We start from the raw sequence: 18,434 nt of genomic DNA, 5'->3' as shown, positions 1-18,434 counted from the left end.
AGAGTTGGCCCGGCGGCGGGCCACCGAAGCGGAAGCGGGCATGGGACGGGCGGCCGGGCCGGCCGGTCCTGCCGTTGCCAAACCCAGAATTCTAGCGGGTTTTTGCCCGGCAGCCGCCGAAGGGAAGGGCGGGGCAGGTGGGCGAGGACCTCGGGTAAATCCCGAGGACATTCAAGTTTCCAAAGCGCCTGCCGTTATCGATTTTTGTATACATTATTGAAAAGCTGTTCGACAGAGGCAGCGGACGGCGCCGCGCAGGCGCCCGTCGGCGCCAGGATAACGGGGACAACCATCATGTCGTTTCTTTCGCACAAGCCCTATCGGGTCGCCCTGGCGGTGATGGCGGCGGCTGCCGCGGTTTCGATCGCGGTGGGCGTGATCCAGTAAGGCTCACGCGCCGGTGGTCGGGCGCCCTGCGCGCCAGGCCACCACCAGCAGCACCAGCAGGCAGCCGAGCACTGCCGGCACGTTGCCGACCCGCACATAGGGCGTCAGCCCGCGTGTGCCCTGCACCTGCGCGCTCAGCGTGCCGGTGGTGAAGGTCGCCAGTCGCGCCTGCACGCTGCCGTCCGGCGCCACCACCGCCGTCATGCCGGTATTGGTCGAGCGCAGCATCGGCCGGCGCGTCTCCAGCGCCCGCATGCGCGAGATCTGCAGATGCTGGTCCAGCGCGATGGTGTCGCCGAACCAGGCCAGGTTCGTGAGGTTGACCAGCACATTGGCCGGTTGCGGCTGGCCGCGCAGCGTGCGCGCGATTTCCTCGCCGAACAGATCCTCGTAGCAGATATTGGGCGCCACCGTGACGCCGCGCACCGGCAACGGCGCCTGCGCCAGCCCACCGCGGCGGAAGTCGCCCAGCGGCATCTTCATCATGTCGACGAACCAGCGGAAGCCCCACGGAATGAACTCGCCGAAGGGCACCAGATGGTGTTTGTCGTAGCGGTACAGGCCCCGCATTTCGGGGCCGATGCCGAACACGCTGTTGGTGAAGTCGACCGGCGAGTCGGCGCCGGCCGCGCCGAACAGCAGCGCGGTGCCGGTGCCGACGCTGAACTGCCGCAGGGCCAGCGCGATCTCCGGCGGCATGTCCTGCAGGATCAGCGGAAACGCGGTCTCGGGGGTGACCACCAGGTCGGCCGGTGCCGCGGTGATCATGTCGTGGTACAGCGCGTTGGAGCGCGCGATGCCAGCCGCTTCGAACTTGATGTCCTGCGGCACGTTGCCCTGCAGCAGCCGCACCGACAGCGGCTCGCCCACCGGTTCGGTCCAGGCACGGCCGGCCAGCAGCCAGCCGGCACCGAGCAGCACCACCAGCCCGAACGGAACCGCCAGCCTCGATGACAGCGCGGCGGCACGGCGATCGTGCCCCGATGTCGGGCGGGCGACGCGCGCGAGCGCGGCCAGCCAGGCGGCACAGACTGCCGCCAGCGCGCTGATGCCGTAGACGCCGAGCAGCGGCGCGTAGCCCGCCAGCGGACCATCGGTATGCGCGTAGCCGCTGGCCAGCCACGGGAAACCGGTGAAGATCACGCCGCGCAGCCATTCGGACAGGCCCCAGGCCGCGCCGAACGCCAGCGGCGCGGCCAGCAGGCCGAAGGCGCCGGCGCGCCGGGCCGGATCGAAGCGCCGCGGCGCGGTGGCGCGATGCCAGGCCGCGGCCGCCAGCGCGGGGTACAGCGCGAGGTAGCCGGAGAACAGCAGCACCGCGAGCGCCGCCATCCAGGCCGGCATCTCGCCGTAGACGTGCATGCTGATATAGACCCACCAGATCCCGGACAGGAACCAGCCCAGTCCGAAGGCGTAGCCGAGCGCGGCGGCATCGCGGGCGCGGCGCGTGTCGAACAGCAGCGCGGCCAGGCCTGCCAGCGCCAGCAGTTGCAGCCACCACCAGTCGCGCGGCGCGAATGCCTGGGTATGGGCGACGCCCAGCACGCCGGCCAGCAGCAGGCGGCCCCAGCGCGCACGCGCGCGGCGCGCCTCGCTCAGCGGTGGTTCCAGTTCGGCAGCGGCGGCGCCGTTCCAGCCCTGCGCCAGCCGCTTCATGCGTTGGCCACGGCGTCGGTGACCGCGGTCGCGTCGCGCCGGACCAGCAGCAGATGCAGCTGGCGCGCGTCGGCGCGCAGCACCTCGAAACGCAGCGGCGGCAGCGTGATGATTTCCCCACGGTGCGGCACGTGGCCGACGTGGTTGGTCAGCAGGCCGCCGACCGTATCGACGTCGTCGTCGGGGAACTGGGTGCCGAAGGCCTCGTTGAACTGCTCGATCTCGGTCAACCCGTGCACGCGCCAGCTGCCGTCGGGCAGCGGCACGATATTGTCGTCGTCCTCATCGAGATCGAATTCGTCCTCGATGTCGCCGACGATCTGTTCCAGCACGTCCTCGATCGTGACCAGTCCGGCCACACCGCCGTACTCGTCGACCACGATCGCGATGTGGTTGCGATTGTTGCGGAATTCGCGCAGCAGGATGTTCAGACGCTTGGACTCGGGGATGAAGACCGCAGGCCGCAGCATCTCGCGCAGGTCGAAGTCGCTGTCGGTGTAGTAGCGCAGCAGGTCCTTGGCGAGCAGGACGCCGATGATGTTGTCGCGGCTGCCTTCGTAGACCGGAAAGCGCGAGTGCGCGGTTTCCTGCATGAAGGGGATGAAGGTTTCCGGCGCGTCGGCGATATTGACCGCGTCCATCTGGGCCCGGGGCACCATGATGTCGCGCGCCGTCAATTCCGAGACCTGGAACACGCCTTCGATCATCGAGAGCGACTCGGCGTCGATCAGATTGCGGGCGTGGGCGTCCTGGAGGACTTCGAGCAATTCTGCCCGCGATTCGGGCTCGGGAGAAATCAGATCGCTCAGTCGTTCGAGCAGGGACCGGGGCCGGTCGACCGCCTTCGAACTAGGGTAAGGGTCGTTCATGGCGCAAGTTGCGCGTGGTGGATACCGGAGCAAGCATACACCAATTGTTTTTCGGTTCAGGCGGCGGCGGCCGCGGGCTGGCGCCGCCGACCGGTTCGATGCGGCGCCGGGATCGCACTGGCCGGTTTTTTCCCCGCCGCTTGCGGCAGAGGGGCCGGGCGAGAGGGCAAGCGTCGCCCCCCGTCACCCCGCAGGCTCATCCCTCAGTGCCCCAGGCGCGGACCGCGGTCGTCGCGGTACGGGTCGGCAAAGCCCAGCGCCAGCAGCGTCTCGGTTTCGATCGCCTCCATCTCCTCGGCCTCGGCGTCGTCCTCGTGCTCGTAGCCCTGCGCGTGCAGCGCGCCGTGCACCAGCAGATGGGCGTAGTGCGCTTCCAGCGGCTTGCCCTGTTCGCGCGCCTCGCGCTCGACCACCGGGCAGCACAGCACGATGTCGGCGCTGACCGGATCGTCCTCATGCTCGGCATAGGCGAAGGTCAGCACATTGGTCGCGTAGTCCTTGCCGCGAAAGCCCCGGTTCAGCGCACGGCCTTCTTCCTCGTCGACGAAGCGCACGGTCAGCTGGGCGTCGGCGAACAGCGCCGAGCGCAGCCAGGTCTGCAGACGCGCGCGCGGCGGCAGGCCGCGGCGGCCGCGGATGCCGTCGCCGTACTGCACGTCGAGCGTCAGTTCGGGCGGCGTGGCCGGCGTGCCGGTGGTGGTCAGCTGCGGCGTGGCGGTGACCGCCACCGCCAGCGCGTCGTGGCTGTCGGGACGGGCCAGCAGGCCGGCGCGCTGGTGCGGGTCGCTGTGCTCGGCCAGCAGCGACACCACGCCGTCGGCCGCTTGCGACAGATCCACGGTCAGGCTGCGGCCATCGGGCAGCTGCACGCGCAGCGCGTGCGCGGCGCTCTTGCGGGCGCGGCCTTCGCCGTCGAACAGGATCAGGCTGGGGGCGTTGCCGGTGGTCGCGCTGTTGGCCGCGTTCTTTGCCGCATTTTTTGCCGCGCTTTTTGCCGCGCTTCTTGCCGATGTCTTGCTGGTCAAATCAGGTGTCCTTGTGCTGGGCGTGGTATTCGTCGTAGGCCTCGACGATGCGCGCCACCAGCGGGTGCCGCACCACGTCGATGCTGGTAAAGCGCGTCGCGGCGACCCCGCGCACGTCGCGCAGCACGTGCTGCGCTTCGATCAGGCCGCTCTTCTGGCCGCGCGGCAGGTCGATCTGCGTGATGTCGCCGGTGATCACCGCCTTGGAGCCGAAGCCGATCCGGGTCAGGAACATCTTCATCTGCTCCGGCGTGGTGTTCTGAGCCTCGTCCAGGATGATGAAGGCGTGGTTCAGCGTGCGGCCGCGCATATAGGCCAGCGGCGCGATCTCGATCATCTGCCGCTCGAACATCTTCTGCGTGCGGTCGAAGCCCAGCAGGTCGTACAGCGCGTCGTACAGCGGACGCAGATACGGGTCGACCTTCTGCGCCAGATCGCCGGGCAGGAAGCCCAGCCGCTCGCCGGCCTCGACCGCGGGCCGGGTCAGCACGATGCGCTTGACCGCGTCGCGCTCGAGCGCATCGACCGCGCAGGCGACCGCCAGATAGGTCTTGCCGGTGCCCGCCGGGCCGATGCCCATGGTCAGGTCGTGCGAGACGATATTGCGCAGATAGTCGCGCTGCGCGGCGGTGCGGCCGACCAGGCCGGTACGGCGCGTATGCAAGACCGGCGATTCATCGTCGGCGTCGCCGCCCGTGTCGTTTTCCACGCCGGGCGGGCCGGCAACGTGCGCGGCGTACTGGCGCGTCTCGATCAGGCCGAGCTGCACGTCGTCGATCGACAGCGGCGAGCGGGCCTGGTTGTAGAAGCGCTCCAGCGCGGCCGCGGCCTCGTTGGCGTTGGCGCCGCGCACCGTCATCTTGTGACCGCGCCGCTGGATCGTGACGTCCAGCGCCTGCTCGACCTGGCGCAGGTTTTCGTCCAGCGGTCCGCACAGATTCTGCAGGCGGGCGTTGTCGTCCTTGGGCGCCACGAATTCTGCGGAAGGAATTTTCATCGGGAGAGCGCTCCGTTCTTGTTCGTCGTCGGCCGCCGGCATGCGCGCGGCGTGCCGGGATTGCGCTTACTGGCGCACCACGATCTCGCCGCGCAGCGAATGCGGGAAGGCCTCGGTGATGGTCACCTCGACCATCTGGCCGATCAGCCGGTCGCGGCTGGCCTGCGGCACACCGGGCAGCGCGAAATTCACCACGCGGTTGTTCTCGGTGCGGCCGTGCAGTTCGGTCGGGTCCTTGCGCGCCGGGCCTTCGACCAGGATGCGCTGCACCGTGCCGACCATGCCGCGGCTGATGCGCTGCACGTTATCTTCGATCGTTGCCTGCAGCCGCTGCAGCCGGCGCAGCTTGACCTCGTGCGGCGTGTCGTCATGCAGGTTCGCCGCCGGCGTGCCGGGACGCGGGCTGAAGATGAACGAGAACGAGGTGTCGTAGCCGATCTCCTCGACCATCGCCATCAGCTTGTCGAAGTCCGCATCGGTCTCGCCGGGAAAGCCGACGATGAAGTCCGACGACATCGACATGGTCGGGCGGATCGCGCGCAGCTTGCGGATGATGCTCTTGTATTCGAGCACGCTGTAGCCGCGCTTCATCGCCATCAGGATGCGGTCCGAGGCGTGCTGCACCGGCAGGTGCAGATGGTCGACCAGCTTGGGCACGCGCGCATAGACGTCGATCAGCCGCGCGGTGAATTCCTTCGGATGGCTGGTGGTGTAGCGGATCCGCTCGATGCCGGGGATCTCGGCCACATATTCGATCAGCAGCGCGAAGTCGGCGATCTCGCTGGTGTCGCCCATCCGGCCGCGGTACGCGTTGACGTTCTGCCCCAGCAGCGTGACCTCGCGCACGCCCTGGTCGGCCAGGCCGGCGATCTCGGCCAGCACGTCGTCGAAGGGACGCGAGACTTCCTCGCCGCGGGTGTAGGGCACCACGCAGTAGCTGCAGTACTTCGAGCAGCCTTCCATGATCGACACGAAGGCGCTCGGGCCCTCGACACGCGCCGGCGGCAGATGATCGAACTTCTCGATCTCCGGAAAGGAAATGTCGACCTGCGAATGGCCGCTCTGGCGGCGGCGCGCGATCATGTCCGGCAGCCGGTGCAGCGTCTGCGGGCCGAACACGACGTCGACATACGGCGCGCGCGAGACGATGGCCGCGCCTTCCTGGCTGGCCACGCAGCCGCCGACGCCGATCACCAGATCGGGTTTGACGGCCTTGAGCGCCTTCATCCGTCCCAGTTCCGAGAACACCTTCTCCTGCGCTTTCTCGCGCACCGAGCAGGTGTTGAACAGGATCACGTCGGCCTCTTCGGGATTGTCGGTCTTCTCCAGGCCCTGGCTGGCGTGCAAGACGTCGACCATCTTGTCGGAGTCGTACTCGTTCATCTGGCAGCCGTAGGTCTTGACGAAGACCTTCTTCGTGGGCGCGGAGGGGGCGGCCGCGGGTTGGGCCGCGGTTGGGGCCGCGGTTGGGGCCGCTTCGGCGGCCTCGGAGCGTGGATTCATGGTGCCGATCTCAGTGGTTGACCTGGGGGCATCGGATGCTTCAGGGAGTGTCTGGTTGCCCGCCGCAGGGGGCAGCGCCGAGCTGGCCGGCTGCCGGGCGAGCTGTCGAGCGGGCCGGTCGGGCGGCGCAGGCGGGACAGCCCGCTATTCTACCCGCTCGCCCCGTGGCGCGTCCGGTGCGAATGCGCCGGGGCTGATACACTACGGGCCTTCCGAACCTGGAAGCGGAGGCAGTCGTTCCGCTTCCCCGGCGCCCTTCGTCCAGCCCATGCAGGCCATGACGGCGGCAGCCGGCCAGTCGCCACTATCCATGCCGGCCCCGACGATTGGCGCATCCGTGCGCAAGGGGCGGCCGAAACGAATTCCATGTCTTTTTCCGAACTAGGCTTGTCTGACAAGCTTGTACGCGCCGTGGCGGAGCAGGGCTATACCACGCCCACGCCGATCCAGGCGCAAGCCATTCCCGCGATTCTGAAGGGCGGCGACCTGCTCGCCGGCGCCCAGACCGGTACCGGCAAGACCGCCGGTTTCACTTTGCCGATGCTGCAACTGCTGTCGCGTGCCGAGCCGCCGGCGCGCGGCGAACGGCCCCGCATCCGCGCGCTGGTGCTGACGCCGACGCGCGAACTGGCCGCGCAGGTCGAAGAGAGCGTGCGCAACTACGGCAAATATCTGCGCCTGCGCTCGATGGTGATGTTCGGCGGCGTCGGCATCCATCCGCAGATCGACCAGCTCAAGCGCGGCGTCGATATCGTGGTGGCCACGCCGGGCCGTCTGCTCGACCACGTGGGGCAGCGCACCATCGATCTGTCACATGTCGAGATGCTGGTGCTGGACGAGGCCGACCGCATGCTCGACATGGGCTTCATCCATGACATCCGCAAGATCCTGAACGTGCTGCCGCCCAAGCGGCAGAACCTGCTGTTTTCCGCGACCTTCTCCGACGAGATCCGCGCGCTGGCCGACCGCCTGCTCGACAACCCGGCCTCGATCGAGGTCGCGCGCCGCAACACCACGGCCGAAACCGTGGCGCAGCGCGTCTATGCGGTCGATCGCGAGCGCAAGCGCGAACTGCTGGCCCATCTGGTGCGCGAACACGACTGGCACCAGGTGCTGGTGTTCACGCGCACCAAGCACGGCGCCAACCGGCTGGCCGAGCAGCTGAGCAAGGAAGGCCTGTCGGCGCTGGCGATCCACGGCAACAAGAGCCAGTCGGCGCGCACGCGTGCGTTGTCCGAGTTCAAGGCCGGCACGCTGCGGCTGCTGGTGGCCACCGACATCGCCGCGCGCGGCATCGATATCGATCAGCTGCCCCACGTGGTCAACTTCGACCTGCCGAACGTGCCGGAAGACTATGTGCACCGTATCGGCCGAACCGGCCGCGCCGGCGCCGAGGGCGAGGCGGTGTCGCTGGTCTGCGTCGACGAGCATGGCCTGCTGCGCGACATCGAGCGGCTGATCAAGCGCCAGCTCGAGCAGATCGTGCTGCCGGGCTTCGAACCCGATCCGAATATCGCACCCGAACCGATCCAGAAGGGCCGGCAGGCGCGCGGCCAGAATGGTGGCGGTGGACGCGGGCGTCCGCAGGCCAATGGCGGCTCGAACGGATCCTCCGGCCGCGCCGGCGGCAACGGCTCGCCGAAGCCGGCCGTCGGCGCCTCCGGCGAGCGCCGCGCCGAAGCGCGCCCGCCGCGGCCCGCGCGTGCGGCGCAGGAGAGCAACGCCACGCGCGGCGGCCAGCCCAAGGGCGGCGCGCGTGCGGCGGACAAGAGCGAGCGCCCCCAGTCGGCCCCGCGCAGCGCCGCCGGCTCCCCGGGTCCGTCGCGCAACCGCCGGCCCGGCGCGCAGGCCGCGCTGCTCGGCGGACAGCGCACGCGGCAGGGGTCCTGACGCGCGCGGTGTCCTAAGCTAGCGCTTAGCCATGGTGATGTCGCCCGATCCCGTCGCCTCGCCGGACATTCCGTTCGCGGGGCTGACTCCCGATCTGATCCTCGATGCGCTCGAGGCGGCCGGCTTCATGCCGGACGGCCGGCTGCTGGCGCTGAACAGCTACGAGAATCGGGTCTGGCAGGTGGGGGTCGAGGACGGCGCGCCGATGGTGATGAAGTTTTACCGCCCCGGGCGCTGGAGCGACGCAGCCATCCTGGAAGAACATGCCTTCGTGCAACAGCTTGCCGAGGCCGAGATTCCGGCCGTGCCGCCGCTTGCGTGCGGCGGCGGCACGCTGCTGTCGCATGGGGGCTTTCGGTTTGCCGTGTTCCCGCGCTGCGGCGGCCGCGAGCCGGAGCTCAACCGCACGGACACGCTGACCTGGCTGGGCCGTTTCATCGGCCGCATCCATGCCGTCGGTGCGACCCAACCCTATGTGCATCGGCCCGCGCTCGATGTCGAGACCTTCGGCGTGGCGCCGCGCGATTGGCTGCTGGCGCAGGGCTGCATCCCGGCCGATCTGCGGCCGGCCTGGCAGGCCGTGGCCGACATGGCGATCGACGGCGTGCGCCGCTGCTACGAGCGCGCCGGCGACGTGACGACGCTGCGGCTGCATGGCGACTGCCATCGCGGCAATCTGCTGTGGATCGAACCGGATCAGGCCCGCGGCCGCGACTCCGGGCCGCATTTCGTCGATTTCGACGACAGCCGGACCGGCCCCGCGGTGCAGGACCTCTGGATGCTGCTGGAGGGCGACCGCGCCTCGATGCAGGGCCAGCTGGCCGATATCGTGGCCGGCTACGAGGATTTCGCCGAGTTCTCGCCGCGCGAGCTGCATCTGGTCGAGGCGCTGCGTACGCTGCGCCTGCTGCACTACAGCGCCTGGCTGGCGAGCCGCTGGAACGATCCGGCATTCCCGGCGGCGTTTCCGTGGTTCGGCACGGCGCGCTACTGGCAGGACCGCATCCTCGAATTGCGCGAACAGATCGCGCTGATGGACGAACCGCCGCTGTGGTCGACCTGAACGGCTGATGCCGGGGTCGACGGGGCGCGATCGCAGCGCTCCGGTCCCGCCATGCGCTTTGACCGGCCGGGTATCAGGCCTTGTCGGGCGCCTTCACCAGAATCACCGGGCACGACGCATGGGCCACCACGCGCCCTGCAACCGAGCCGAGCACCGCATCGAAGAACGATCCGCGGCCATGGGTGCCGATCACGATCGCATCGGCATGGATCGATTTGGCCAGCCCGACGATACGGTCGGGCGGAAAGCCGCTCAGCGCATGCTTTTCCACGCGCACTTGCGCCGCGGCCAGAATGTCGCAAACCGGGCGCATCGCCTTCTCACTTTCTTCCCGGTGCCAGTCATCGATCGCGTCCTTGCTGACGAAGGCGCGCACCTGGCCGGTAACCTCGGGCGCGACGTGCACCACGTGCACGGTGAGGTCGCCCTGCAGCAACTTCCCATCGACGATAAAGCGGGCGGCGGCGTCGCTGAAGGCGGAGCCGTCGGTGGCGAGCACGAGTTGGGTCATGGCGAGGGTTCTCCTATCACGGGCCTTGCAGGCGTTGTGGACGGCCAGGCGGGTCGGCGGCGCCGTGCCTGACTGAATTCATGATGGCAGCTAGGCGGCGATCTCGCCATGATTCACGTCAAAAACGCGGCGCGCGGCAGGCATTCATGCCTGATGCGGCACTTACTGGGCCATCAGTCGTCCGGTATAGGTGGTCAACCAGCCACTGCCGACACGGGCGCCGATCCGAAGCGGTCCACCGCGCGGAAGCTGTAGCCATAGTCGTCGCCGGCATGCGATCCGCGTACCGGCGCGGCGAACACGCTGTTCAGCGACAGCAGCGCGGTACCGGCGATGGCGGCGCTTAGAACGAGGCGGGCGGTCGTGATCTTCATGATTTTCTCCAGTTGTTGAATTTTTGAGAATCGTTTTGCACGGGGATGTCGTCAGCCGATGTGAGAAGAATAGGCTCACATCACGGAGGCGACGCGACGCTGCCTCGTATCAGTTATTCAAAGTTTTTAACTATGCGGACGCTTGTGCGGTCCCGGCGTGGGCGCTGCCTACTCCGCGTGCCGGCGGGCATCGCATAGGCTGTTGCTCGCACTTTCGAATCGGAGGGCCGAAGTGCTTGCCGGGAACCGTCGTTCCCTGTCCATTTCCTTCATTTCCGGACGCTCCGCTTGATAGGCTTCGCTCTCCCCACGCATGACCAACTTCTGATCGCGCTTTATGGCCCTCCAGTTCGATTCGCAACTCGACGTTTCCATTCTTTCCGTCCTGCTTGACGACGGTGGCCCCCGGCGGTGGATGAGCGCCGACGAGGTCGCGCGCGGCCTTGCCGCCCTCGGCGTGGCCGTGCCGCCCGCCGATGTGCTGCAGCAGCGCCTGGTGCTGCTGGTCGCCGACGGCTCCGCGGAATGCCGCGCGGAAGGGCGCGGCCTGATGTGGCGCCGCGCCGAATGCACCGGCCGCGTACTGGACAACCCCGACACCTGGCTCAGCGACGAGGAGGCACTGGCGCTGCTGGTGCTCAAGCGCTTCGCCGGTCGCCAGATCACTTCGGTGATGGCGACACTGCTGCGGCCATTGTTCGACGCCGCCGAGTCGCAATTGCGGCGGCGCGGCCGCGAGAGCGGCGCCGGGCGAATCGCCTGGCATCGCAAGCTGTCGGTGGTCGAGCGCAGTTCGCCGCTGGTGCCGCCGCGGCTGCGCGAGACCGTCCTGTTGCCGATACTGACTGCGGTATTCGAGGAGCGCTGCGTGGAGGTCGTTTATCGGCCGCGCTTCGAGCCCGAGCGCAAGCGCGTGCTGATGCCGCTCGGCGTGGTCGAGAAGGCCGGGCTGGTCTACCTGGTCGCGTTGGAAGGCGAGGAGCTGGTGCCGCAATGCCTGCGCCTGGACCGGGTCCACGCGGCACACGCGCTGAAGGAACGCTTCATCTATCCCGACCACTTCTGCCTGGGCGACTACGTGGAAGAGGCGGCCGAATTCGGGCTGCACTCGGACGGGAATATCAAGCTGGCGGTCCGCTTTGCCAAGGGCTGCGGCGACATCGTGCGCGACGCGCCGATGTCGGCCGATCAGACCGAGGAGATCCGCCCGGACGGTTCGCTGGTGGTTCGCTGCACGGTGGAAATGGCCGATTGGCTGGTGCGCTGGCTGCGCTCGTTCGGCCCGCAGGTCGAGGTGCTGGAGCCGGTCACGCTGCGGCGCCTGCTCGCGCATGAGGTCAAGACGATGGCGCGGACTTATTGTCGCAACTGAGGCCGGAACCGAGGGGAGGCGCTCGCCCGGCGGCAAGCCGGGGCGCCAAAACAAAAAGGGGTCAGCTTGCGCTGACCCCTTCGAAATACTGGTGGCGAATCAGGGACTCGAACCCCGGACCTGCGGATTATGATTCCGTCGCTCTAACCGACTGAGCTAATTCGCCGACGAAGACCGCCATTATACGGGCCGTTCGATCGCTGTCAACACTTTTGTGCGGCCCCTTGCATCCGGCTCGCCCGGCCGCTGCTCGGTCCCGGCAGCGAAGCGAAAAAAACCGGCGGCCCTCGCGGCCCTCGCGGTCCGCCGGTTGCGCCGCCGGCACCGAAGCCGGCGTGGCGCGGGTCGGATATCAGTCGTTCGCGTAGATATCCACGTCCTTGGTCTCGCGGATGAACAGCGAGCCGATCACCAGCGTGATGCCGGCAATCACGATCGGGTACCACAGGCCGTAATAGATGTTGCCGTTCTGCGCGACCAGCGCGAACGAGATGGTGGGCAGCATGCCGCCGAACCAGCCGTTGCCGATGTGGTACGGCAGGGACATCGAGGTGTAGCGGATGCGGGTCGGGAACAGCTCGACCAGCATCGCGGCGATCGGACCGTAGACCATGGTCACGTAGATCACCAGGATCACCAGGATCACCAGCACCATCACCGTGTTCATCTCGGCGGGATCGGCCTTGGTCGGATAGCCGGCCGCGGACATCGCCGCGGCGACTTCCTTCTTGAAGGCGTCGATCCTGGCCTTGCTTTCCGGTTCGAAGCTATGGCCCTGCGGCACCAGCGCGGCGTTGAAGGACTGGATCTCGCGGTCGCCGATCTTGACGGTGGCGGTGGTCCCGGCCGGCGCCTCGACGACTTCGTAGCTGGCCGACGACTGCGCCAGCGTGCGCTTGGCGATGTCGCAGGAACTGCGGAAGTCGATCTCGCGCGCGATCGGGCTGCCCTGGAACGAGCACTGGTTGGGATCGGCGGTGACGACGATCTGCGCCGACTGCTGGGCGCGCTCGAGCGCCGGGTTGGCGTAGTGGGTCAGCGCCTTGAACAGCGGGAAGTAGGTCAGCATCGCCAGCGCGCAGCCGGCCATGATGATCCACTTGCGGCCGATCTTGTCGGACAGCACGCCGAAGAACACGAAGAACGGCGTGCCGATCACCAGCGCGCCGGCGATCAGCAGGTTGGCGGTCTTGGCGTCGACCTTCAGCACCTGCGTCAGGAAGAACAGCGCATAGAACTGGCCGGTGTACCAGACCACCGCCTGGCCGGCGGTCAGGCCGACCAGCGCCAGGATCACGATCTTCAGGTTGCGCCACTGGCCGAACGATTCGGTCAGCGGTGCCTTCGAGGTCTTGCCCTCCGACTTCATGCGCTGGAACGCCGGCGATTCGGCCATCGACAGCCGGATGTAGACCGAGACGCCGAGCAGCACGATCGACAGCAGGAACGGGATGCGCCAGCCCCAGACCTCGAAGTCCGGGCCGGTCAGCTGACGGCAGATCAGGATCACGATCAGCGACATGAACAGGCCCATCGTGGCGGTGGTCTGGATCCACGAGGTGTACGAACCGCGCTTGCCGTGTGGCGCGTGCTCGGCCACATAGGTGGCCGCGCCGCCGTACTCGCCGCCGAGCGCAAGACCTTGCAGCATCCGCAACGCGATCAGGATGATCGGCGCGGCCCAGCCGATGGTGGCATAACTGGGCAGCAGGCCGACGATGAAGGTCGAGACGCCCATGATCAGGATCGTCACGAGGAACGTGTATTTACGTCCGATCATGTCGCCGAGGCGACCGAACACCAACGCCCCGAACGGCCGCACGATGAAGCCGGCGGCGAAGGCGAGCAGAGCGAAGATGAAGGCCGAGGTCGGATCCAGGCCGGCGAAGAACTGCTTGGCGATGATCGCCGCCAGCGAACCGTACAGATAAAAGTCGTACCACTCGAATACCGTGCCGAGCGACGAGGCGATGATGACTTTCCTCTCCTCGGCCGTCATCGGGGTGTTCTGCGCGCTGCCTCCCGGCACCGCGACATTTGGGGCATTAGCCATTTTGTCTCCTCCTACTGTTCAGGGGTCCTTCGCACGGCCGCGCAAGGCAGGCGGCCACGCCGCGTTCCGGCGCGGGCCGTCGAATGTGTGTGGATTCTGGGAGGCGAAACTTACGGCGTTCTGACAGGACAGGGTGCCCAGGGGTCGATATTGCTCGGGGTATACGCTAGCGTCGCGCGGCGCTGGAGCCCGCTTTTCGTTGGCGCTGGCAATGCTGCGATGCACGATGCCGCGGAGCGGGATGACACGGCGAGCAGGGCTGCAGGCGGTGTTGCAGGCCGGATTGCAGGCGATGCTGCAGGCGGTGCTGCGGGCGGTGCGCAGGGCCGAGCAGGGCGCCGAGCAGGTTGGTGAGCAGGTTGGTGAGCAGGTTGGTGAGCGGGCTGGCCAGCGCGGCCGCGGCGTTCAGCGGTGCCGCGCTGCATCGCCGTCGTCGGCATGTCCGCCATCGTTCCTCGGCTCGTCCCCCGCCTCGTCCGCCGGCTCGCCAACCTCGCGATCGGCCCGGTTCATGCGCCAGGCATAGGCCGCGGCCATCAGCACGTACAGGATCAGCAGCCCCTGCGCGCCGGCCCAGAACGAGAAGGGCCAGCCGAAGAAGTCGAAGCGCAGCTCGCGCGCAAACCAGCTGACGCCGAAGGTGCCGGCAAACCACAGCGCGAGCAGCACCGCGGTCCAGCGCAGATTGGTGCGCCAGGCGGCCGCGGCGCGCTGCAGGCGGGCGAGCCGAACGGGATCGGGGGCGCTCATGCCGCCTCCGCGGACGACGGACGACGCAACGTGACGCGCAGCCGCGCGCCGGCCAGCCGCGGCTGCTGCTGGTAGACGTGATCCTCGATGGCGACGTCGCCGCCATGCTGCTGCACGATCTCGCGCACGATCGCCAGGCCCAGGCCGCTGCCCTCGGTACTGGTGCCCAGCACGCGGTAGAAGCGCTCCATCACGCGCGGCCGCTCGGCCGGCGGAATTCCCGGGCCGGTGTCCTCGACGTCCAGATAGGCGAACGGCTCGAACGGATCGGCGCTGACCCGCACGGTGGCGTGGCCGCCGGCGGGCGTATAGCGGATCGCGTTGTCGAGCAGATTGTTCAGCATCTCGGTCAGCATCAGGCGATTGCCCTGCACCATCACCGGGTGGTCCGACGCATCGAGGCCCAGATCGATGCGCTTGGCCCAGGCCTGCGGCAGCCAGTCCTTGACCACCTCGCGCGCGAGCGCGGTCAGATCGAGCGGCGCCATATTGCCGCTGCCGGCAAAGTTCTCCATGCGTGCCAGCGACAGCAGCTGCGTGACCAGATGCGCGGTGCGTTGCGAGCTGCCGGCGATCTGCGCCAGCGACCTGCGCAGTTCTTCGGGCGATTGCTCACGCTGGGCGAGCTCGGCCTGCATGCGCAGCCCGGCCAGCGGCGTCTTCATCTGATGCGCGGCATCGGCGATGAAGCGCTTCTGCGTCTGCACCGATTGATCGAGCCGCTCGAGCAGTTCGTTGAACGAGGCGACCAGCGGCGTGATCTCCTGCGGCGCGGCCTGTTCGTCGATCGGGCTGGTGTCGCCGGGATTGCGCGCGCGAATGCGCTGCTGGATCGCGGTCAGCGGGGCCAGCCCGCGCGATAGCCCGAACCACACCAGCAGCACCGCCAGCGGCAGGATCACGAACTGCGGCAGGATCACGCCCTTGATGATCTCGTTGGCCAGGCGCGCGCGCTTGTCCAGCGTCTCGGCGACCTGCACCAGCACTGGGTGGCCGCCCGGCACAGCCGGCATCTCGACATAGGTGTACGCCACGCGTACATCGTTGCCGGCCACCTGGTCGTCGCGCAGCGACACCAGCCCGGCGTGGCCGCGGTCCTCCTCGACTGGCAGCGGCAGGTCGCGGTCGCCCGCCACCAGCTCGCCGCGCGTGCCGACCACCTGGTAGTAGACCGCGTCGGTCTCGTCGGCGCGCAGGATCTCGCGCGCCGACAGCGGCAGCTGCAGCGTCACGCCGCCGTTGACCTCGCGCACCTGCTGCGACAGCACGATCGCGCTCGATTCGAGCGCGCGATCGTAGGGCCCGTTGGCGATCGACTTGGCGACCAGATAGGTCACCGCGATGCTCAGCGGCCACAGCAGCAGCAGCGGCGCCAGCATCCAGTCGAGGATCTCGCCGAACAGCGAGCGCGGCGACGTGTGCGCGGCGTCGTCCTCGAGATGGGGCAGGGCGTCGGCCAGCATCTCGTCGCTGACCTCGTCCTCGGCGCTGGCCGCGGCGGCGGCGCGGCGGCGTGCGTCGGTCAGCGCCGGCGACGGGCGTTTCCAGGGCAGGCGCAGCAAATACATGCGAGAAGGCGTGGGCGCTTGGTGTCAGGGCGGCCGGGGGGCCGGGCAGGGGGCAGGGCGAACCGCGGCGGCGCTGTCGTCGGCAGCAATCAGGAGTGCGCCGCGGCCGGGGCCGGCTGGAATTTCTCCAGGCAATAGCCGAGCCCGCGCACGGTGGCGATGCGGATGCCGCCGACCTCGATCTTCTTGCGCAGCCGGTGCACGTAGACCTCGATCGCGTTGTTGCTGACCTCCTCGCCCCATTCGCACAGATGGTCGACCAGCTGCTCCTTCGACACCAGCCGGCCGGAGCGCGTCAGCAGGATCTCCAGCAGGCCGACCTCGCGGGCCGACAGGTCCAGCATCTGGTCGTTCAGATAGGCGATGCGGCCCACCTGGTCGAACGCGAGCGGTCCGTGCCGCATCAGCGTGGCGCCGCCGCCGGTGCCGCGCCGCACCAGCGCGCGCACGCGCGCCTCCAGTTCGGACAGCGCAAAGGGCTTGGCCATATAGTCGTCGGCGCCGAGGTCCAGGCCCTTGACGCGTTCGTCGACGCTGTCGGCGGCGGTCAGGATCAGCACCGGCACCATCGCGCCGCGGGCGCGCAGCCGCTTCAGGACTTCGAGGCCCGGCATGCGGGGCAGGCCGAGATCGAGAATCACCAGGTCGTAGGCCTGCGTGGACAGCGCCGAATCGGCTTCCATGCCATTGGCGACATGATCGACGGCATAGCCGGAATGGCGCAGCGAACGGGTCAGGCCGTCGGCCAGCACGTCGTCGTCTTCGGCAATCAGAATGCGCATGGTGGTCTCCCCTGGCTTGGCAGGCGGGTGCTGGCCCGCGCCGCTCCCCGTGTCCGTCCGATAGTCATGCGCACTATGGGATGAAATGGGGCTTGCCAAGCATACTGTTTTTTTATACAGTACCCGCTGATTCCAGGCGGGCGCAAGGGGCTGGATCGCAACCGAGCCACGCGTTCGAGATCGCGCCGGTTCGTCAGGCAGTACCGTTGCCCAACTCGGCCGCATTTTTGAGCCGATGCTGATACACGGCTGCCATGCTCCGCCTCTAGAATGCGTTGCCGCAGCGCGCTCCGACGATGCAGACCGCCGGGGTGACGCGGGTCGGGCGCGTGGGTCTGCACAACGAGTTGCCGCACAATATCGGCATCGGACAGCAGGCGGCGCGCCGCATGCGGCCTATTTATACACCATTGACGGAAGGACGACCATGGATGACGGCAAGAAGGCAGCTGGCGTAAGCGCCGAGAAGCAGAAGGCGCTGGCCGCCGCGCTGGCCCAGATCGAGAAGCAGTTCGGCAAGGGCTCGATCATGCGGATGGGCGATGGCGAGGTCGAGCAGGACATCCAGGTGGTGTCGACCGGCTCGCTGGGCCTGGACATCGCGCTGGGCGTCGGCGGGCTGCCGCGCGGCCGGGTCGTCGAGATCTACGGCCCGGAATCGTCGGGCAAGACCACGCTGACGCTGCAGGTGGTCGCCGAGATGCAGAAGCTGGGCGGCACCTGCGCATTTATCGACGCGGAGCATGCGCTGGACGTCAATTACGCCAGCAAGCTGGGCGTCAGCGTCAGCGATCTGCTGATCTCGCAGCCGGACACCGGCGAGCAGGCGCTGGAAATCACCGACGCGCTGGTGCGCTCGGGCTCGGTCGACCTGATCGTGATCGACTCGGTGGCGGCGCTGGTGCCCCGGGCCGAAATCGAAGGCGAGATGGGCGACGCGCTGCCGGGCCTGCAGGCCCGCCTGATGAGCCAGGCACTGCGCAAGCTGACCGGCACCATCAAGCGCACCAACTGCCTGGTGATCTTCATCAACCAGATCCGCATGAAGATCGGCGTGATGTTCGGCTCGCCGGAAACCACGACCGGCGGCAACGCGCTGAAGTTCTACGCGTCGGTCCGCCTGGATATCCGCCGCATCGGCTCGATCAAGAAGGGCGACGACGTGATCGGCAACGAGACCAAGGTGAAGGTGGTCAAGAACAAGGTGTCGCCGCCGTTCCGCGAGGCCTTCTTCGACATCCTGTACGGCCAGGGCATTTCGCGGCAGGGCGAGATCATCGACCTCGGCGTGGACGCCAAGATCGTCGAGAAGTCGGGCGCATGGTACAGCTACAACGGCGAGAAGATCGGCCAGGGCAAGGACAATGCGCGCGAATTCCTGCGCGAGAATCCCGACATCGCCAAGGAGATCGAGAACAAGGTCCGCGCCGCCCTCGGCGTGGTGCCGATGAACGGCACGCCCGCGCTGGCGGAAGAGTAAACCGGGGGTTTGCCCCGCAGGTCGCCTCATTCCCGCTGCGTGACGCTCCCTGCGGTGTTGTCCCTCGCCCCCTCCGGGGGAGAGGGCCGGGGAGAGGGGGTGGTTTCAAAGCGCGATGGCATGCCAGGCGCTGCTTGCCCTCTCCCCCAACCCC

15 protein-coding genes and 1 tRNA gene are annotated in these 18,434 nt (G+C 68.1%); 4 read left to right on the top strand and 12 right to left on the bottom strand.

The features are described 5' to 3' along the window. Positions 1–390: 390 nt before the first annotated feature. The 5 genes from lnt to miaB form a co-directional block, all read right to left on the bottom strand. On the bottom strand, positions 391–2,043 hold the full coding sequence (gene lnt, locus HTY53_RS00350) for an apolipoprotein N-acyltransferase (protein ID WP_174104421.1): 1,653 nt from the start codon (positions 2,041–2,043) through the stop codon (positions 391–393). Next, positions 2,040–2,912 carry an HlyC/CorC family transporter gene (locus HTY53_RS00345; protein ID WP_174104420.1) on the bottom strand — a complete coding sequence of 291 codons (873 nt, stop codon included), beginning with the start codon at positions 2,910–2,912 and terminating at the stop codon, positions 2,040–2,042. Before HTY53_RS00345 ends, lnt begins: the two co-directional genes overlap by 4 nt. Positions 2,913–3,115: 203 nt before the next feature. Further along, positions 3,116–3,937 (bottom strand): rRNA maturation RNase YbeY, encoded by an 822-nt coding sequence (gene ybeY / locus HTY53_RS00340; RefSeq protein ID WP_174104419.1) that lies wholly within the window; start codon positions 3,935–3,937, stop codon positions 3,116–3,118. Position 3,938: 1 nt separating this feature from the next. Then, positions 3,939–4,934: a PhoH family protein gene (locus HTY53_RS00335; RefSeq protein ID WP_174104418.1), complete on the bottom strand. Its 996-nt coding sequence runs from the start codon at positions 4,932–4,934 to the stop codon at positions 3,939–3,941. A 66-nt stretch (positions 4,935–5,000) separates the two neighbouring features. Continuing rightward, positions 5,001–6,317 (bottom strand): tRNA (N6-isopentenyl adenosine(37)-C2)-methylthiotransferase MiaB, encoded by a 1,317-nt coding sequence (miaB, locus tag HTY53_RS00330; protein ID WP_254599739.1) that lies wholly within the window; start codon positions 6,315–6,317, stop codon positions 5,001–5,003. Between the two features lie 486 nt (positions 6,318–6,803). Here miaB and HTY53_RS00325 point away from each other — a divergent pair, with 486 nt between their 5' ends. Continuing rightward, positions 6,804–8,327, top strand: a complete 1,524-nt coding sequence (locus tag HTY53_RS00325) for a DEAD/DEAH box helicase (RefSeq protein ID WP_174104416.1) — start codon at positions 6,804–6,806, stop codon at positions 8,325–8,327. A 31-nt stretch (positions 8,328–8,358) separates the two neighbouring features. Continuing rightward, positions 8,359–9,390, top strand: a complete 1,032-nt coding sequence (locus HTY53_RS00320; protein ID WP_438820911.1) for a serine/threonine protein kinase — start codon at positions 8,359–8,361, stop codon at positions 9,388–9,390. A 73-nt stretch (positions 9,391–9,463) separates the two neighbouring features. On the opposite strand, the gene HTY53_RS00315 is transcribed toward HTY53_RS00320, so the two are convergent. Both HTY53_RS00315 and HTY53_RS00310 read right to left on the bottom strand, forming a co-directional pair. Next, positions 9,464–9,901 carry a universal stress protein gene (locus tag HTY53_RS00315; RefSeq protein ID WP_174104414.1) on the bottom strand — a complete coding sequence of 146 codons (438 nt, stop codon included), beginning with the start codon at positions 9,899–9,901 and terminating at the stop codon, positions 9,464–9,466. A gap of 194 nt (positions 9,902–10,095) precedes the next feature. Next, entirely contained in the window at positions 10,096–10,275 is a 180-nt protein-coding gene (locus tag HTY53_RS00310; protein WP_174104413.1) for a hypothetical protein, read from the bottom strand. A 415-nt stretch (positions 10,276–10,690) separates the two neighbouring features. Here HTY53_RS00310 and HTY53_RS00305 point away from each other — a divergent pair, with 415 nt between their 5' ends. Further along, positions 10,691–11,647 carry a helix-turn-helix transcriptional regulator gene (locus HTY53_RS00305; RefSeq protein ID WP_174104412.1) on the top strand — a complete coding sequence of 319 codons (957 nt, stop codon included), beginning with the start codon at positions 10,691–10,693 and terminating at the stop codon, positions 11,645–11,647. Between the two features lie 89 nt (positions 11,648–11,736). On the opposite strand, the gene HTY53_RS00300 is transcribed toward HTY53_RS00305, so the two are convergent. The 5 genes from HTY53_RS00300 to HTY53_RS00280 all read right to left on the bottom strand — a co-directional run bounded on the left by HTY53_RS00300 (position 11,737) and on the right by HTY53_RS00280 (position 16,800). Next, positions 11,737–11,813: transfer RNA gene (locus HTY53_RS00300), tRNA-Met, on the bottom strand. Between the two features lie 186 nt (positions 11,814–11,999). Continuing rightward, a complete protein-coding gene (locus HTY53_RS00295) occupies positions 12,000–13,700 on the bottom strand; it encodes an MFS transporter (protein WP_174104411.1) in 1,701 nt (566 codons plus the stop codon). Between the two features lie 405 nt (positions 13,701–14,105). Next, entirely contained in the window at positions 14,106–14,450 is a 345-nt protein-coding gene (locus HTY53_RS00290) for a DUF4212 domain-containing protein (protein ID WP_174104410.1), read from the bottom strand. Further along, entirely contained in the window at positions 14,447–16,018 is a 1,572-nt protein-coding gene (locus HTY53_RS00285) for a sensor histidine kinase (RefSeq protein WP_174104409.1), read from the bottom strand. Before HTY53_RS00285 ends, HTY53_RS00290 begins: the two co-directional genes overlap by 4 nt. Before the next feature lie 89 nt (positions 16,019–16,107). Beyond that, positions 16,108–16,800, bottom strand: a complete 693-nt coding sequence (locus HTY53_RS00280; protein ID WP_149316809.1) for a response regulator — start codon at positions 16,798–16,800, stop codon at positions 16,108–16,110. A gap of 427 nt (positions 16,801–17,227) precedes the next feature. Between HTY53_RS00280 and recA the strand changes: the two genes are divergently transcribed. Further along, positions 17,228–18,280, top strand: a complete 1,053-nt coding sequence (recA, locus tag HTY53_RS00275; RefSeq protein ID WP_174104408.1) for a recombinase RecA — start codon at positions 17,228–17,230, stop codon at positions 18,278–18,280. The last annotated feature ends 154 nt before the right edge of the window (positions 18,281–18,434 follow it).

Origin of the sequence: Cupriavidus gilardii (genome assembly GCF_013314895.1) — a bacterium.
In the GTDB taxonomy this organism is placed as follows: Bacteria; Pseudomonadota; Gammaproteobacteria; order Burkholderiales; family Burkholderiaceae; genus Cupriavidus; species Cupriavidus gilardii_C.
The sequence above is the reverse complement of the archived record's forward strand: the minus strand, read 5'-3'. Positions and strand labels throughout refer to the sequence as shown.

Excerpts from the sequence above, each read along its gene's own strand:
- recA (WP_174104408.1), top strand. The coding sequence starts at position 17,228 with ATGGATGACGGCAAGAAGGCAGCTGGCGTAAGCGCCGAGAAGCAGAAG.
- HTY53_RS00320 (WP_438820911.1), top strand. The coding sequence starts at position 8,359 with ATGGTGATGTCGCCCGATCCCGTCGCCTCGCCGGACATTCCGTTCGCG.
- HTY53_RS00280 (WP_149316809.1), bottom strand. The coding sequence starts at position 16,800 with ATGCGCATTCTGATTGCCGAAGACGACGACGTGCTGGCCGACGGCCTG.
- HTY53_RS00310 (WP_174104413.1), bottom strand. The coding sequence starts at position 10,275 with ATGAAGATCACGACCGCCCGCCTCGTTCTAAGCGCCGCCATCGCCGGT.
- HTY53_RS00345 (WP_174104420.1), bottom strand. The coding sequence starts at position 2,912 with ATGAACGACCCTTACCCTAGTTCGAAGGCGGTCGACCGGCCCCGGTCC.
- HTY53_RS00335 (WP_174104418.1), bottom strand. The coding sequence starts at position 4,934 with ATGAAAATTCCTTCCGCAGAATTCGTGGCGCCCAAGGACGACAACGCC.
- HTY53_RS00325 (WP_174104416.1), top strand. The coding sequence starts at position 6,804 with ATGTCTTTTTCCGAACTAGGCTTGTCTGACAAGCTTGTACGCGCCGTG.
- lnt (WP_174104421.1), bottom strand. The coding sequence starts at position 2,043 with ATGAAGCGGCTGGCGCAGGGCTGGAACGGCGCCGCCGCTGCCGAACTG.
- HTY53_RS00285 (WP_174104409.1), bottom strand. The coding sequence starts at position 16,018 with ATGTATTTGCTGCGCCTGCCCTGGAAACGCCCGTCGCCGGCGCTGACC.
- HTY53_RS00315 (WP_174104414.1), bottom strand. The coding sequence starts at position 9,901 with ATGACCCAACTCGTGCTCGCCACCGACGGCTCCGCCTTCAGCGACGCC.
- HTY53_RS00290 (WP_174104410.1), bottom strand. The coding sequence starts at position 14,450 with ATGAGCGCCCCCGATCCCGTTCGGCTCGCCCGCCTGCAGCGCGCCGCG.
- miaB (WP_254599739.1), bottom strand. The coding sequence starts at position 6,317 with ATGAACGAGTACGACTCCGACAAGATGGTCGACGTCTTGCACGCCAGC.
- HTY53_RS00305 (WP_174104412.1), top strand. The coding sequence starts at position 10,691 with ATGAGCGCCGACGAGGTCGCGCGCGGCCTTGCCGCCCTCGGCGTGGCC.
- HTY53_RS00295 (WP_174104411.1), bottom strand. The coding sequence starts at position 13,700 with ATGGCTAATGCCCCAAATGTCGCGGTGCCGGGAGGCAGCGCGCAGAAC.